Raw genomic sequence first — 15,350 nt, 5'->3', positions numbered from 1 at the left:
CGGGCCAAAAAGCTCACCTAACAGATAACCGCACCCACATAGGATTAACAAAGCAAACAGTTGAATTGAGCGATTTTTTTTCAGAAGTGGCAAGAGTAAAATAAAACACAGTGCCATCTGTGCAAATGCGAAATGTACAAAAAACTCTGACATAGTGTATTTATAAATTATGTAATACGAATAACAACAGTAGCATTGCTATGAATTCAGACTCAACATAAAAAATCCACCCTGAAGGTGGATCCCATTAAAATACTCACTTAAAAACTATATTTAAATTCTACTCCTACTTCACGACCCCGGTTAATTTTTGCAAAGGGGGTACCCATAGTGGCAGTACTAATATTGCTTATGGACTCTACATAACGCTCATCTAATAGATTACGAGACCAAAGGGCAAACTCCATGGTCTCGTCATGAGTTGTTATAGAGAATCGCGTGTTTAATCTTTTACGGTCACTCAAATAAGCAGGGATAGCCAATTCAAAGGCCTGTATATCAGCACGATCCGCGTTGCTATTTTCAACAAACACATAATCCACGTGTACGTTTACTGCACCTAGATCGAAATCCGGAGCCCAATCCAATGTCAGTGTGTAATTGGTGTTGGCATCAGATGACCGCGACTGTTCAGGTAATAGCTCGCCTGTGCTGTCGTAAAAAGCAGGAGTATCGATATCGGTATTACGAATCTCGGTAACCAGACCCAGAGTCAGTGAGTTAGTGGCCATCCAACGCATATCTAATTCGACACCAGCAATCTGTCGGTTTTCATTAATAATAGTCGGAACAGCCGTTGTACTATCAGGCTGACGCGATTCAACTGCAACCTGAAAATTATCTAACTCGGATTGATAAAAACTGATGTTGGTTATTAGACTTTCCCCAAGCAGGGCTTTATAACCGACCTCAAAATTGCTTGAGTCTTCTGGGGCAAATGCGGATTGTCCTGCAGATTGATCAATAGGGGATAAGGAGTCAAATCCACCAGACTTATAACCTGTTGAATAAGACGCAAATACCATCTGATTTTTATCAATTTGGTAATTAGTTACTAAGCGCCCCGTCACTTTACTCCAAGAGTCAGAAGCCGTAATATCAACTTGTGGAAATAATTGATTACTGACTCCAGGCCTTACTTCAGCGAAACTGGTTACAGGGATAAACCAGCTAAAATCCTTTGAATCTTTTGAATAACGCAGACCTGCAATAACATGCCATTTAGCCGTAAGGGCGTAATCCACATCAGCAAAAACGCCCCAATTAGTAAAATCTCCGGTATTAAATATATTCTCTTGCCAAAACTCACCACTGTGACTTGGACCAAATATCTCGGGCACACCTAGTTGCCCAGAGACTAAGTCATAAGTTAAGTCACCGGTTTGTGCGATGATGTCACCATTGAGAGTCGCCCCTGGCATCCCTAACGCTTGCAGGATGGGCTCTGCAAAACCTAAAGCATTCAAAGCGCCAGCCCACTCGTCGGCATTCCAAATGTGGTCAACAGGAAAACCTGACGCTGCGAAGGTGCTGTCGACTGCTGCTTCAAAAGTTACGCCGGGACCAAACACAGCTGCAGCAATGTCATCAGAATTACCCCCTATCGCGGCGGCAAGTTGTTGGGCAACACCAGCACGAATGGTATTATTTAGTTCACCAGTGGTCAGGCGAGCTATGGTATCGGCTGTAAGGTTCAATTCTGTTTGCTGCGAAACATCCTCTTTGGAATAAGAAAAGCCCGCCACAGCACTGACTTTATCGCTGACATAATTCACTTGTAACTCAGTGTAAAAAATACTTGAGTCTTCATTATTCGAGGTATCTAAGTAACGGCTAAGCCTAGCCGTTCCGTCTTCATCTTCACGATTTACGGTTTCCCAGTTGCGATAACTGGTCACAAATTTCATTGACCAGTTTTCATCAAAGTCGTGTAAAAACTTGGCGGTAACGGCGTACATGTCTCTGCTTTCTATGCCGTGTTTCACATCATTTTCAACCTTAGCGGCGAAGGGATCACTTCCACCATTAAGGGCAAATTCACTGAGCCCCACAGCCATTGGTGGCGCTTGATTTAGATCATCAAGTTCGACTGACAATTGAAATTCACTGCCCTTTGCTAGGTCCCACAATAAAGAGAGTCTAGCGGCCTGATGATCCAGCGCCCCGAGGTCATATATTTTAGAATTGTTGTTCCATTGGGGCTCAGAGATATTTTTAACAAAACCATCTTGGGTGTTACTCAACAAGTTAGCCCGTATAAAAACAGAGTCAGATAACGCCATATTCACCATTGCTTCGGCTCGTTTTAAGGAATCTGTACCTAAACTAAGTTTCACAAACCCCTCGGTATCATCGATTGGTTTTTTAGGGATAATATTCACAACACCCATGGCCGCATTTCGACCAAATAGGGTACCCTGGGGGCCTTTAAGCACTTCGATACGCTCAATGTCAGAGAAAAGTACGTTTTGTGCCGCCCTTGGCATATAAACATCATCATAAAACGTCGCTGATGAAGGATCACCGCCTACGGAAATGTTAGGGCTAGAAATACCGCGAATACTGACTCCAGCTTGAGTCACGCTGCCATCATTAAAATCAAAACCGGGGATAAACTTATCAATATCACCGAGCATAATAGAATTACTTTGCTCCAGCAGGTCTGAACTAACAATGCCCACAGTTATAGGCACTTGCATTACGTTTTGCACCCGCTTTTGTGCAGTTACTTCAATCACTTCAAATGCGCTAGCTTTTTCGCTCTCCTCGGCACTCACTGTAGGGCTAGTCGTCAAACATATCATGGCCAAATACACGCCCTGAGCAATAATGTGTTTCTTTGGTATAAACTGCACAACTTTAGTCGTTTTTGAAGTTTTCATCCTTTACCCCAGTTTAGAGTTATTATTGTATTTCTAATCGCGACTATAAAAGTGCCAAAAAATTAATACTTACTAAAAATTAGTATTAAACAGACGAATTTATCCATCAGGCTGACGGATTATTGCAAAGCCCTTTAAAATTAGAGGTTTCAGAGTAATGAGGTTGCACATGCACTTGTAAAATAAATGTAAAATTCTTATAGATTTAATCAGAAATGAGTGGAATTCGGCACACTGTAATCAATCGCAACAGTCGATAAAATACAAATTTGGCAAAAGTGCCACCAGTGACTTTAGAAAAAGGGAGACCTTCACCTAGTATTTAGACTTTCCGTCTCTTCAAAGGCAAGGTCGACTTTACCTTCCTTATCGATTTCGGTTATCTGCCTAACCGGTTCTTCTTGAGAGTAATGTTTTCATTGATTTGACGCTTCTTAGCCATTTGCCAACCATACAAACAGGCGGTTAACATACCAAGAGCTGTTATGAATAAGCTAAATTCGTGTTGCATTATAGAAATGCCCACACATAAAATTGAACTCTCGCCAAACAAGATACAACCCAATTTAAGACCATTATTACTTAACAAACCGCCATTTTTTCTGGGTTTGTTTAACAGCAATCTATAACCAAGTTTACCGAACCCAAATGAACAAATAGCTAAAATAATGGAGCCTAAAACAGAAGAATAACCAAATGTAGTCTTTGATAAAATGAAGCCGAATAGCACTGCAAAAATCAAAGTATGGAGATCAGAATTACTCCAACAAAGAGCTCCATACCTCTGCCTAATGATTGCTCGTAATAGTGCATATCACAAAAGAAACATAACGCTTAACGTAACCGGAAAATACGAAGGAATCCGAGTTATTTTCCGGTTGATGTGTTTGTATGGATAATCTTTCCCTGAATTCACATTCTATCCTTGTCAGTTTTTAGTAAGCCGAGGATGTAAAATAAAGTATAACAATAGATAGATGACTAAATTAGAAAAATGGTCATAAATTCACATTGGAAAATTAAAAAGCGTACTAAAACATAAGCTGCGTTTTTGGGTTGCAATGCGCGGCTTGCTGCCTTATCTAACTGTGCCAAGGATAAATAGTTATCCTCTAAACACCCGCTGTGCATGTGTCACCAAGCCGGATGTGACACTGCCAAAGTGGTTACCTATTACCACTTCAACGTTTGGAAAGATTGAATTTATCCATCCTTGAATGACGGGTGACATCGCTGTGCCTCCGGTAACAAATATGCTGTCGGGTTGCGTTCCCGCTAGTTGTACACATTCGTTAATGAGTACTTCAAATTGCCTTAATTCATCCTTGATAGCGTCGCTCAATGCCACTCGACTGATAGGTACCATCAGATCATTTTCTATATACTGAAGTGGTAAATCTATATTTTCGTTATCTGATAGCTGAATTTTGGCCATTTCAGCACTTTGGCTGAGCCTAAGTCCTAGCTTACCATCCCTTAAATGTTTTAATCTTTCGAGTCGTTTGTCTTGGCACATACGGCAGAATCTTTCGAGCTCAATGCCAGTTCTATTCGCACTAAACTCCTGCTGTGCTCTGACATCATTGATATTCACTGCTTGGCTAAATAAGGTAATTGGCACAGGTAGGCCGTTGCTTAACATGGCGTTTTTACCAAAATGGGGCATTATCGTCATTAGGGCCAATTTGTTATCAAGATCAATGCCTCCTACCCTTTTACCCGAATAACTTAATATACCAGTTTCTCTGGTGTCAGAATGAATGTAACTAGGCCCAAGTTTTAGCATAGAACAATCCGTTGTCCCGCCACCCAAATCGAGAATAAGCACCACCTTGTCTTGTGTCAGTTGTCTTTCGTAATGGTAGGCAGCGCCTATTGGCTCCATCAAAAATTCAACGTCTTTAAATCCAACTTTCTTAGCGGCGTTGTCGATAATTTTCAAGGCTTGTTTATTACCATCATTGCCCTGTAAACCATGGAAATTTACAGGTCGGCCGATTACCACTTGATCTAATTCAATGCCCTTAACATACTCACTTTCTTGTTTAATAAAAGACAACATTTTTTCAACTACTGTTGAAAACACGACCTGCTGAGCAGCGGAAATATTTGCGCCAAGAAATGATTTAGGTGATTTGATATAAAAACCGTTTTCAGGATCAGAAATATGCGCTAATTCTGCTTCTTTACCAAAGATAACCTCGCGGTTGGATTGCAGCGCTTGCATCACACTTTGTGATTTTTGGTTAGTTTTAGCATCCTCACGATTTTCTTTACGTATTTGTTTACGGAAAATACTCACCAGTTCTTCATCACTTAGTGTACGTGTATCTTTGGACGAGTCAGCACTAGTATTTCGTTGTGATTGAGCGGCTTTTTCTGCGCTAACTCGCTTAGACAATTCCATCTCTGAAATCTCTCCAGCTTGGATAACGCCGTGCTCTAAAAAAAGGCAAGACGAAAGTCTTGTTTCACCGTCTTCTAATGGAATAAGTACAGGCTCATCATTTTCAATGATGCCTATTGAGCAGTTGGATGTGCCGAAATCTAATCCTGCAAACATAAGAATTGAGCCTTGTAACAAGTTAATATTTTAAGAGTTAAATAGATGATATAAATGAGATATTGGAAGTTAATAAAGTGAGTAGGTCATCTAAATTTGTAGCATGGCTAAGGTAGAGATATTTCATAGGGGTATTAAGAAGTTTTATAGAAGTTGAAACCTGAACGTCTTACAAATCAAAAGAATGAATTGGTCGGTGTGATAGGATTCGAACCTACGACCCCTTCACCCCCAGCTATGAACACCGCTACCATGAGACGATAATTCAAATATGGGAGATAATAAATTAATTGGTCGGTGTGATAGGATTCGAACCTACGACCCCTTCACCCCCAGCGAAGTGCGCTACCAAGCTGCGCTACACACCGACCGAAGCTGGGCAGTTTACGGAAATATTTTTTGTTTGCAACGCTAAATCGAGCTAATTTGTGTTGGTTGCACATTCCTTAGCCAAGATTGGCTATTTAATGTGAAATTTAACGCTTTAATCTTGCTTTGGACGAAACAATTGAAATTTCTGCAGCTCGCTAACAGAGAAATAATCCGCCGCTCCGCCGCCGCGCATCACAGGTTCCATCGCAGCAGTATCATAAATACCCGATTGTATTGCTGACTTGGCTATATGTACCCCTACAACTTCACCAAATACCATCCAAGTTTCACACTTAGCGCCCTCGGCAGTTTGCAATTGAATCACTTGTGAGGTTTTGCATTCCATCACCACAGGGCTTTGTGCAACATAAGGCACGTCAATTATTTTGGATTGCCCCTTAACAAGGCCTGCCAATTCAAATTCATCGACGTCCGAGTTTACTGCAGCACTCGTTTGATTCATTGACTCTGCGAGCGTACGGGTAACCAAATTCCAGCAAAACTGTCCTGTTTCAGCTGCATTTCTGACGCTGTCTTTGTAGCCAATACTGGAAAAACCTATGATAGGTGGATGGTAATTAAAGGCGTTAAAAAAACTATAAGGGGCCAGATTAACCTGCCCCGTTGCACTTTTGCTGGATATCCAACCGATTGGACGAGGGGCTATAATCGCATTGAATGGATCATGGGATAATTGATGGCCATCCTTGGGTTGATAAAAATGCGCATTATCTGGCACAAACACTCCTACTTTTTGTTTTCAACTAAGATTTATCGTCAGCACTGATTCGACTGGCGTCAGCGCCATCTTGACCTTTATATTTTGCGTCACTGCGGGAATTGTAAGGTTTTTCAGCATGGCCCGACATCACCTCAAAACTAACCGCTCCAATTTTCATCATGGGTTTTAAGGCGAGTGGTAACTTGCCGCCGTTAAAAAACTCTAGGACTATATTACCTTCCCAACCAGGATCGATTCTGTGTGCTGTCACATGCACCATTAAACCCAAGCGGGCCAAAGAAGAACGACCATCGAGCCAACCCACTACATTCGATGGCAAGGTAATGGACTCATAGGTCACCGCCAGCGCTAACTCACCAGGGTGTAAGAAAAAAGATTTACCCTCTTGCAGTACAATTTCATCACTCATGACAGAATTCAAAGCAGCTTGCATAGACTCTTTTGAACCACTCAAATCAATGAAAGGAGCCTGATGGTCTTCAAATACTCGGAATTTATTGCCAAGGCGAATATCCACAGTTACGCCACTTATTTCTTCGTAACCCGGTTGAGGCGATATTTTTATTTTTCCATCTTGAATATATTGATAGATATCTTTGTCACACAATCGCATAGGAATTAGCTCGTTAATGATTGATTTTCATGCTGGCACTCAGGCCATATGTCTTTGATGCAGAAAGCTTACGCTATTTGCACGCTCTATAAGTAATAATATTTTGCCGTTTGTCTGCTTAATTGTCGATAGCTCTAACTTATTGAATTGTCCTTAGTTACATTGCACAACATGCAGATATACGTTGGCATTGCCAATAATAACCAGCGTATTTTGACTCTGAGCGATGGCAATTAACACCAGTGTGCATAACTTTGTGTACCGTAAACGGAATTTCGTAATGCAATGATGGCGTATTTTCGCTACTATTTGCGACCTTTTTTAAAATTCAATTAAACATAAGTGACCATGTCCGAACAAACTCGCAAAATACTCGTTACCAGTGCCCTTCCCTATGCCAACGGTTCTATTCATTTAGGTCATCTTTTAGAGCATATTCAAACCGATATCTGGACAAGATTTCAGCGAATGCGTGGTCATAGCTGTTACAGCGTATGTGCTGATGATGCACACGGCACACCTGTTATGCTAAAAGCACAACAATTAGGTATTACGCCCGAACAAATGGTGGCACAAACCCGTGATGAACATCACCAAGATCTTATGGATTTTGGGGTAGATTATGACAACTACCATGTCACTCATTCAGACGAAAACAAAGAATTGTGTGAGTTGGTTTATAACCGCTTAGATGATGCTGGCTATATTAGTAAACGCATTATTAGTCAGTTATATGATCCTGAAAAAGAAATGTTTTTACCGGACCGTTTTGTACAAGGTACGTGCCCTAAGTGTGGTGCCGAAGATCAAAATGGCGATAGCTGTGACGTATGCAGTGCCACCTATGACCCCACTGAATTAAAAAATCCACGCTCTGTTGTATCCGGAGCCGAACCCGTTTTACGTGACTCAGAGCATTACTTTTTCGACTTACCTCAGTTTCAAGAGATGTTACAAGGGTGGTTACAAAGTGGCGCTATACAGCCTGAAATTGCCAACAAGCTCAAAGAATGGTTTGAAGAAGGCATGCAGCAATGGGATATTAGCCGTGATGCGCCTTATTTTGGTTTTGAAATTCCTAATGCGCCTGGCAAGTTTTTTTATGTATGGGTTGATGCACCTGTTGGTTATATGGCCAGCTTTAAAAACCTCTGTGATAAAACTGAGGGCCTAAACTTTGACGAGTATTGGAACAAAGACTCCGATGCCGAGCTGTACCACTTTATCGGAAAAGACATTACCTACTTCCATTGTTTGTTCTGGCCAGCCATGCTTGAAGGCGCCGGATTCAGAAAACCAACGGGCGTCAATGTGCATGGTTTTGTCACAGTTAACGGTGCCAAAATGTCTAAGTCTAAAGGGACATTTATTAAAGGCCGTACTTATTTAGATCATCTGAATCCTGAATATTTACGTTATTACTTTGCTTCTAAACTCAGTGATGCTGTGTCGGATATCGATCTTAACTTTGAAGATTTTGCACAAAAAGTGAATTCAGATTTAGTAGGCAAAGTGGTGAACATCGCTAGTCGCTGTGCGAGTTTTATCACTAAACGTTTTGACGGCAAGTTATCAAATAATGTGCTTGAACCAGAATTGGTGGCAGAGTTTCATCAAGGTCAAGCCAGTATCGCAGAGGCGTTTGAAAAACGTCAGTACCATAAAGCAATCCGTGAAATCATGGCCTTGGCCGACAAAGCCAATCAGTTTATTGACACAAACGCTCCTTGGGTGACGATTAAAGACGAAAACAAACAGCAATTTACTCACGATGTATGCTCTTTAGGGATTAACCTTTTCCGCATTTTAGTGGTGTATTTAAAACCTGTTGTGCCCACTTTAGCAGCGCAATCAGAAGCCTTTCTGAACGACCATCTCACATGGGAAAGTTCACAAAATGTATTGACTGATCATACGATCAATAAATTTAAAGCCCTAATGCAAAGGGTAGATATGGACAAAGTGAACGCCTTAATTGAAGATTCAAAAGAAAACTTAGCGGCCACAGTAACACTCGACCCTAATAGTCCATTAGCAAAAGATCCCATCGCTGAGACGATTAGCTTTGAAGACTTTGCAAAAATCGATTTACGCATTGCCCGTATAGCGAAAGCAGAACACGTAGAAAAAGCCGATAAACTATTACGTCTAGAATTAGATTTAGGCGGCGATACACGCCAAGTATTTGCGGGGATCAAATCTGCCTATTCGCCAGAAGATCTTGAAGGGAAACTTACAGTAATGGTGGCCAACTTAGCGCCCCGTAAAATGCGTTTTGGTATGTCAGAAGGCATGGTGTTAGCCGCAGGCCCAGGTGGCGAAGACCTTTGGATATTACAACCTCATGAAGGCGCACAACCTGGAATGAAAGTTAAGTAATAACTCTCAAAACAAATTAGAATTTTCATCACTTCACTGTGGTGAAAATTCTTTTACGGCTGGTGTTCTAAAAGCTAATAGAAGATTAACCACAGAAGAAAAGGAGGACACAGAGAAAAGAAAATATGATTCTTAATAATCGATTCCTCTGTGTAGCGAAGCGCTCTGTGTTCTCTGTGGTCCCCCCTTTTTATTTCTCTGGTTTCCAGGGGGCTTCAACTTGCATCACACCGTTTCGAACACTGGCGCCTACGGCTGAAAACTTCGTTTTGGCTTTCCAATTAGGTTTGATCATCGACAATGGGACGACACGTTTTCGGGCGATAATAATGTACATGCTGGTCAATAACGGCAGATAATGATGACACCAGTCACTCCATTTAGATTGGCTCATCAATTTTCGTTGTAAAAATAACTCGTTAAACAAAAGCGATTTTACATCGACTATTTCAAAGCCCAATAACTGCAACCAATCTTTTACCCTACCACAGCTAAAAAAACGTGCGTCGTGTAAAACGCTACCTTTGTTGATGGGTAAATATTTAAATAAGCCACATAAGCTAAAAGGGTTAAAACCCGTAATGACCACGTAACCATTGGGCATAATAGTTCTGTCTACTTCTCTCAAAATTTGATGAGGATCTTTGGCAAAGTCTAGCTCATGAGCCAACAAAAATGCATCAACACTGTTTTCACTCACAGGTAAATCAGCAGATGATGCGATTAAGTTACTGTAGCTATGTTGTTTAGATGTAATATTGATTTGATGTTTTATCGGGCATAACGACAGCTCGATTTGGCTACTTAAATTCCCTAAGCGAATCAAGTGATAGCCAAAAAATTTACGGCTCACTTCAGCTATTTCAGATTCAATTAAACATTTTAGCTCTTCACCTAAAGGTAGGTCTCGCCATAACTCTGGTTTACTAGGGTGATTTTTGATTAACGCTGGTCTCATATAATTTATGGTACTCTATTAACTAGAAACTGTTAAACCTAATATTTATGAAAGAAGGCACAATATGTCTGTAAGCGTTTTCCCCATTAAGGCATTTAATGATAATTATATTTGGTGTTTAAGTAACCAAAGCCAATGCGTTGTTGTGGACCCTGGTGATGCAGCACCTGTTTTAGAGTATTGCCAAAACAATCAACTCACCCTTACCGCTATTCTGATTACTCATCATCATTGGGATCACACAAATGGCGTAGACGCATTGCTGACGCGCTTTCCCAATATTCCTGTCTACGGTCCACAAAATAAAACAATTCAGCAAATTACAGATCGTTTATCTGAGGATGATGAAATAGAATTGGCTGATCTTGGGGTAAAATTTTCTGTTATTGAAGTGCCTGGACATACATTAGATCATATCGCTTATTATGGTGATCTCGGTTTGTTTTGTGGAGACACATTATTTTCAGCTGGTTGTGGCCGCTTATTTGAAGGGTCGCCACAACAAATGTTTGAATCTTTAGCTAAGTTAACGGCACTTCCAGCTAATACTGCTGTCTATTGTACGCACGAATACACTATGGCTAACATCGCATTTGCTGAGGCCGCAGAACCAAACAATCAAGCATTAATTAGCTATAAACACTGGGCGATGCAGCAACGAGATCAAAACAATCCCACTCTACCATCAAGCATTCAGAATGAGTTGGCAGTGAATCCGTTTTTACGATGCCATAGCCAAGAATTAGTGACAAATGTAAGTCAAAATATGGGAACGATCTTAAAGTCAGAACAAGACATTTTTGCTTCATTAAGAAGCTGGAAAGATAACTTTTAATGGGTAAAATAAGTATTATGATTAGGTTCGTATGCTACACCCGCTAAAAAGATATAAACAAATTAAAGTAGATAATAATAAAAAGGAAACACATTGCGTTCACATACACTCTTATCTTTAGTGCTAATCGGCTCTTTGTCTGCATGTACTGCAACATCACCAAATAATGATCAGGCCAGTCAACTAGACCAAGAACATCAAATTGCTGAGCAAATCTTAGTCTCCTGCGAGCAATCTAAAGAACAAGCGGAAGATCACTTTGATTGTGAGTCAGCCCAGTCGGGCATCATTCCTATTACTCACCCAGTTGAACCGGTAGAAGTAGCAGTTGAAGTCCCCAAGGAAATAGTCGAGGCTGCCGCTGAGGTTGAAATGAAAGATTTATGGCAACGGGTGCGTAGCCAGCTTAGATTTTCATTTGAAGATAACAAACGCATTGCAGCGCAGCGTAACTGGTATCTTAAACATCCCAGCTATATGAAACGTGTCGCATTAAGGGCCAAACCTTTTCTACACTTAATAGTCGAAAAAATTGAGCAGCAAAATGTGCCTATGGAATTGGCGTTATTGCCCATAGTTGAAAGTGCCTTCGATCCATTCGCATATTCTCATGGTCGCGCTGCAGGAATGTGGCAGTTTATCCCCTCGACAGGTAAACGTTTTGGTATGAAACAAACCTGGTGGTACGACGGCCGACGTGACGTTTTAGCATCAACTCAAGGTGCCATTGATTACTTAAATTATTTAGTGGAAATGTTTGATGGTAATTGGTTACATGCATTAGCTGCCTACAATAGCGGTGAAGGGCGAGTACAAAGAGCCATTAGAAAAAACAAAAAAGTGGGCAAACCCAGCGATTTTTGGAATTTAGATTTACCCAAAGAAACACGAGCCTATGTCCCAAAATTACTCGCTTTGGCGGATATTTTGGCTAATGGTGACAAATACAGTTTTGACTGGCCAGTCATTGAGAACGTCCCATTGACTGAAGAAGTCATGGTGGGCTCACAAATCGATTTAGCCTTAGCCGCTGATATGGCAGGTCTCACAGTAAAAGAATTACATGCACTTAACCCAGGATACAATCGCTGGGCGACTGATCCCAATGGCCCCCATCATTTATTGTTACCCATAGACAAGGTTGAAAATTTTACTGATAAACTAGCAAAAACAGATAAATCAGAACGCCTGAATTGGGTCAGGCATAAAGTCAAAAGTGGTGACAGTTTATTAAAACTCGCCAAGCAATATCACACCACTCCCGATATTATTAGCCAAGTCAATGAGTTAAAAAGTAACGTTATTATTGCCGGTGAACATTTGATTGTGCCAGTGGCGTTAAAATCCTTAGACTCGTATTCCTTGTCCCAAGAACAGCGTTTAGTTAAAACCCAATCGGAAAAAAGTGGCTCACATAAATTGAATCATACAGTAAAAAGTGGTGATACATTTTGGGACCTAAGCCGTGAATACAAAGTCAATTTACGGCAACTCGCGAAGTGGAATGGCATGGCACCAACAGATACCTTGCGTCCGGGTAAGACCTTAGTGATTTGGGTTAATCAGGTTACCAAAGGGCAAAATGACGATGCGGTAATGCGCTCGTTAACCTACACAGTTCGCAATGGAGACTCCCTTGCTCGAATTGCTGGAAAATTTAACGTCAAAGTCAGTGATTTACAGAAATGGAATCAAAGTAAACTTAAAAAGTATTTACAGCCAGGTCAAAAGTTGAAAATTTTTGTTGATGTTACTCGCACTTAGTCAAGCAGCCCGGCTAGTTTAATGATGCTTAACTTCAGTTATTCCAAACTTAAATCTAGTCACGAAGGACCATGGATAATGGTCGATTTGTTGATGCTAGCGTTGCTAATCATCAATCTCATTTGGCTGTTATTTGACGGCTTATTTGCGACACAAGCCTTTAAGTCCATCTTAGCGTCGATGTCACCCGGCCTTGTTTCAGGTTATGCCCCGATTCATGAAAACTTTGTACTTTATGACTTAGCTTTTGTCATCATTTTTCTAACTGAGTTTTGTGTACGCTGGGTGGCAGCGGTTGTCCGCAAAACTTATGTTCGCTGGTACTTTTTTCCTTTTATCCATTGGTATGATTTAGTCGGTTGTATACCACTGGGGGGCGCCAGAATTTTCCGTTTTTTACGGATTTTTTCAATTATTTATCGTCTTCAAAAATACCAAATCATCGATTTGCGTAATACCGCAGTGTACCGATTCACGCTATTTTACTACGATGTGTTTGTTGAAGAACTCAGTGACCGAATTGTGGTTAAAGTGTTATCCGATGCCCAAAAGGATATCGCAGCTGGCTCACCATTGATTGAAGATATCAGTAAACAAGTCATTGCCACTCGCTTGCCAATTTTAACTCAGTGGTTGTCATCTATTATGGTACATATTGGTGAATCAATTGAACACAATGATCATGGCGAGTCAGTGCGCAGTCATGTTCACAAAAGTGTGGGCAAAGCAGTACGCACTAATTCACAAGTATCCACCTTGAAATTACTCCCTGTGCTGGGAAACACTATAGAAAAAACCCTGGAGCAATCTGTCACCGATATAGTGACCCAATCGATTATTAACCTATTAAAAGATGTTACTCCAGAAAAAATAGATGACTTTATTGAGCATGGACTAGGTCGTTTTTCTAATGAAGATCATATGCTTGATCAAGAAGTGTTAACTATCGTTAATGAGTGTTTAGAGCTGGTTAAACAACATGTATCACAGCAGCGTTGGAAAGACTCATTTGCCACACAAAATGCCTCTAACGACGCACCTCTGAATGAAAATACTTGAGCTAAAAGTTCATCCACCACTGGTTTTGTTATTCTGCCTAGGGTTGGTTTATGGGCTCAACCACTTATTGCCAAAACAGACTATGCCATCGATATTATCAGGCTTATACGGGTTCATTGGGTTGACAGGGGGGTTAATCGCAATTGCTGGCGTCTGGGAATTTCGAAGAGTAAAAACAACTATTAACCCTACTAAACCAGAAAAAACTACTCAGTTAGTAACAAGAGGGATCTACCAATTTACCAGAAACCCTATGTACCTAGGTATGTGTTTGATAATAATGGCTGCTGCCTTTAAATTGGCTAATTATTATGGCTTTATAGCCCTGCCCATCTTTATTTTTTATATCACAGAATTTCAAATCAAGCCTGAAGAACGCATTATTACGGGCATTTTTGGTGAGCCATATTTAGACTACAAAAAGAAAGTCAGGCGCTGGCTGTAGATTACGTATTTTACATTAGCTATAAAAAAAGCAACGAGCTTGCAGCACTCATTGCTTTTTAAAATCAACCAAAATTAAACCGTTATATTGATCAAGGATTCACCTTCTGATAACCCAAACCTTTGAGCTAGTTGAGCGGTAATACTGGAATTATCCGTTGCAGTTTGATCTTTATCCTCAAACAAAGTCTCAAGATAATCCACCGCATCAGTCAAATCCAAATTACTTGAACCACTTGGTGGTGGAGGTGGCTGCCCCGACTCAGAAGGCTTTGCGCCAGCTAAGTCACCTAATTCTCTTGCATCAAATCCAATTTCAGCAAGTTTATCTGCAAAGGCTGAATTGGGAGCAATCCCCGCTTCGGAAAAAGCTTCAACAATACTCGCTGCATCACTTTCAGTTAAGCTATCGGCATCATAACTCGATAGGGTTTCTTCGATTAAGGACGTTTCATCGTCACTAAGACTAGACTGACCACCAGCGCCAGGAGGTGGTGGCGGCGGGCGGAAGCTTGCGCTACCAATTGAATCAACCATAAGTTTTTCCTTTTAAGTTTGAATAATAAATAAATACTCAATCATGATCACCCCACCCCATTCACCTCGAATAATCATTTAAGCTTAGATAGGTTAACAAATAGTCACGTACTGAAATGTGCAAACAATGTGCAAATGAACCTTTTTTCAGAGATTGAGTCCCAACTCTTACTACAAAATGATTAGCTTACAATTTGAAACT

At 40.8% G+C, this 15,350-nt stretch carries 11 protein-coding genes and 1 tRNA gene; 5 read left to right on the top strand and 7 right to left on the bottom strand.

Going from position 1 to position 15,350, the window contains the following annotated elements; translation table 11 throughout:
- Window positions 1–260: 260 nt before the first annotated feature.
- The 5 genes from AAC000_RS08575 to dcd form a co-directional block, all read right to left on the bottom strand.
- Window positions 261–2,882: a TonB-dependent receptor gene (locus tag AAC000_RS08575; protein WP_339721822.1), complete on the bottom strand. Its 2,622-nt coding sequence runs from the start codon at window positions 2,880–2,882 to the stop codon at window positions 261–263.
- Window positions 2,883–3,987: 1,105 nt separating this feature from the next.
- Window positions 3,988–5,445, bottom strand: a complete 1,458-nt coding sequence (gene yegD, locus AAC000_RS08570) for a molecular chaperone (RefSeq protein ID WP_339721820.1) — start codon at window positions 5,443–5,445, stop codon at window positions 3,988–3,990.
- A gap of 291 nt (window positions 5,446–5,736) precedes the next feature.
- Window positions 5,737–5,813, bottom strand: a tRNA-Pro gene (locus tag AAC000_RS08565).
- Between the two features lie 116 nt (window positions 5,814–5,929).
- Window positions 5,930–6,556, bottom strand: a complete 627-nt coding sequence (locus tag AAC000_RS08560) for a flavin reductase family protein (protein ID WP_339721818.1) — start codon at window positions 6,554–6,556, stop codon at window positions 5,930–5,932.
- 25 nt (window positions 6,557–6,581) lie between these two features.
- Window positions 6,582–7,172 (bottom strand): dCTP deaminase, encoded by a 591-nt coding sequence (dcd, locus tag AAC000_RS08555; RefSeq protein ID WP_339721817.1) that lies wholly within the window; start codon window positions 7,170–7,172, stop codon window positions 6,582–6,584.
- A gap of 348 nt (window positions 7,173–7,520) precedes the next feature.
- On the opposite strand from dcd, the gene metG reads away from it, so the two are divergent.
- Complete coding sequence (gene metG / locus AAC000_RS08550; protein ID WP_339721815.1) at window positions 7,521–9,551, top strand: methionine--tRNA ligase; 2,031 nt, start codon at window positions 7,521–7,523, stop codon at window positions 9,549–9,551.
- 190 nt (window positions 9,552–9,741) lie between these two features.
- Here metG and AAC000_RS08545 read toward each other — a convergent pair whose 3' ends face one another.
- Window positions 9,742–10,509 (bottom strand): methyltransferase domain-containing protein, encoded by a 768-nt coding sequence (locus AAC000_RS08545; protein WP_339721813.1) that lies wholly within the window; start codon window positions 10,507–10,509, stop codon window positions 9,742–9,744.
- 64 nt (window positions 10,510–10,573) lie between these two features.
- On the opposite strand from AAC000_RS08545, the gene gloB reads away from it, so the two are divergent.
- From gloB to AAC000_RS08525, 4 genes are all read left to right on the top strand, one after another.
- The gene (gene gloB / locus AAC000_RS08540) at window positions 10,574–11,344 is read left to right on the top strand and encodes a hydroxyacylglutathione hydrolase (RefSeq protein ID WP_339721811.1); all 771 of its coding nucleotides are present in this window, start codon (window positions 10,574–10,576) and stop codon (window positions 11,342–11,344) included.
- Window positions 11,345–11,437: 93 nt separating this feature from the next.
- On the top strand, window positions 11,438–13,108 hold the full coding sequence (locus AAC000_RS08535) for a LysM peptidoglycan-binding domain-containing protein (protein WP_339721810.1): 1,671 nt from the start codon (window positions 11,438–11,440) through the stop codon (window positions 13,106–13,108).
- Window positions 13,109–13,132: 24 nt separating this feature from the next.
- Window positions 13,133–14,167 (top strand): ion transporter, encoded by a 1,035-nt coding sequence (locus AAC000_RS08530; RefSeq protein ID WP_339721887.1) that lies wholly within the window; start codon window positions 13,133–13,135, stop codon window positions 14,165–14,167.
- Window positions 14,154–14,612 (top strand): isoprenylcysteine carboxylmethyltransferase family protein, encoded by a 459-nt coding sequence (locus AAC000_RS08525; protein WP_339721808.1) that lies wholly within the window; start codon window positions 14,154–14,156, stop codon window positions 14,610–14,612. Before AAC000_RS08530 ends, AAC000_RS08525 begins: the two co-directional genes overlap by 14 nt.
- Window positions 14,613–14,686: 74 nt before the next feature.
- Here the strand turns inward: AAC000_RS08525 and AAC000_RS08520 are convergent, their stop codons facing one another.
- Window positions 14,687–15,148 (bottom strand): hypothetical protein, encoded by a 462-nt coding sequence (locus AAC000_RS08520; protein WP_339721807.1) that lies wholly within the window; start codon window positions 15,146–15,148, stop codon window positions 14,687–14,689.
- Window positions 15,149–15,350: the final 202 nt, after the last annotated feature.

Origin of the sequence: uncultured Paraglaciecola sp. (genome assembly GCF_963977085.1) — a bacterium.
Classification (GTDB): domain Bacteria; phylum Pseudomonadota; class Gammaproteobacteria; order Enterobacterales; family Alteromonadaceae; genus Paraglaciecola.
The sequence above is the reverse complement of the archived record's forward strand: the minus strand, read 5'-3'. Positions and strand labels throughout refer to the sequence as shown.

What these genes read in the sequence shown, in the direction of transcription:
- AAC000_RS08575 (WP_339721822.1), bottom strand. Translation starts at nt 2,882, where the DNA reads ATGAAAACTTCAAAAACGACTAAAGTTGTGCAGTTTATACCAAAGAAA.
- yegD (WP_339721820.1), bottom strand. Translation starts at nt 5,445, where the DNA reads ATGTTTGCAGGATTAGATTTCGGCACATCCAACTGCTCAATAGGCATC.
- dcd (WP_339721817.1), bottom strand. Translation starts at nt 7,172, where the DNA reads ATGCGATTGTGTGACAAAGATATCTATCAATATATTCAAGATGGAAAA.
- metG (WP_339721815.1), top strand. Translation starts at nt 7,521, where the DNA reads ATGTCCGAACAAACTCGCAAAATACTCGTTACCAGTGCCCTTCCCTAT.
- AAC000_RS08545 (WP_339721813.1), bottom strand. Translation starts at nt 10,509, where the DNA reads ATGAGACCAGCGTTAATCAAAAATCACCCTAGTAAACCAGAGTTATGG.
- gloB (WP_339721811.1), top strand. Translation starts at nt 10,574, where the DNA reads ATGTCTGTAAGCGTTTTCCCCATTAAGGCATTTAATGATAATTATATT.
- AAC000_RS08530 (WP_339721887.1), top strand. Translation starts at nt 13,133, where the DNA reads ATGCTTAACTTCAGTTATTCCAAACTTAAATCTAGTCACGAAGGACCA.
- AAC000_RS08525 (WP_339721808.1), top strand. Translation starts at nt 14,154, where the DNA reads ATGAAAATACTTGAGCTAAAAGTTCATCCACCACTGGTTTTGTTATTC.
- AAC000_RS08520 (WP_339721807.1), bottom strand. Translation starts at nt 15,148, where the DNA reads ATGGTTGATTCAATTGGTAGCGCAAGCTTCCGCCCGCCGCCACCACCT.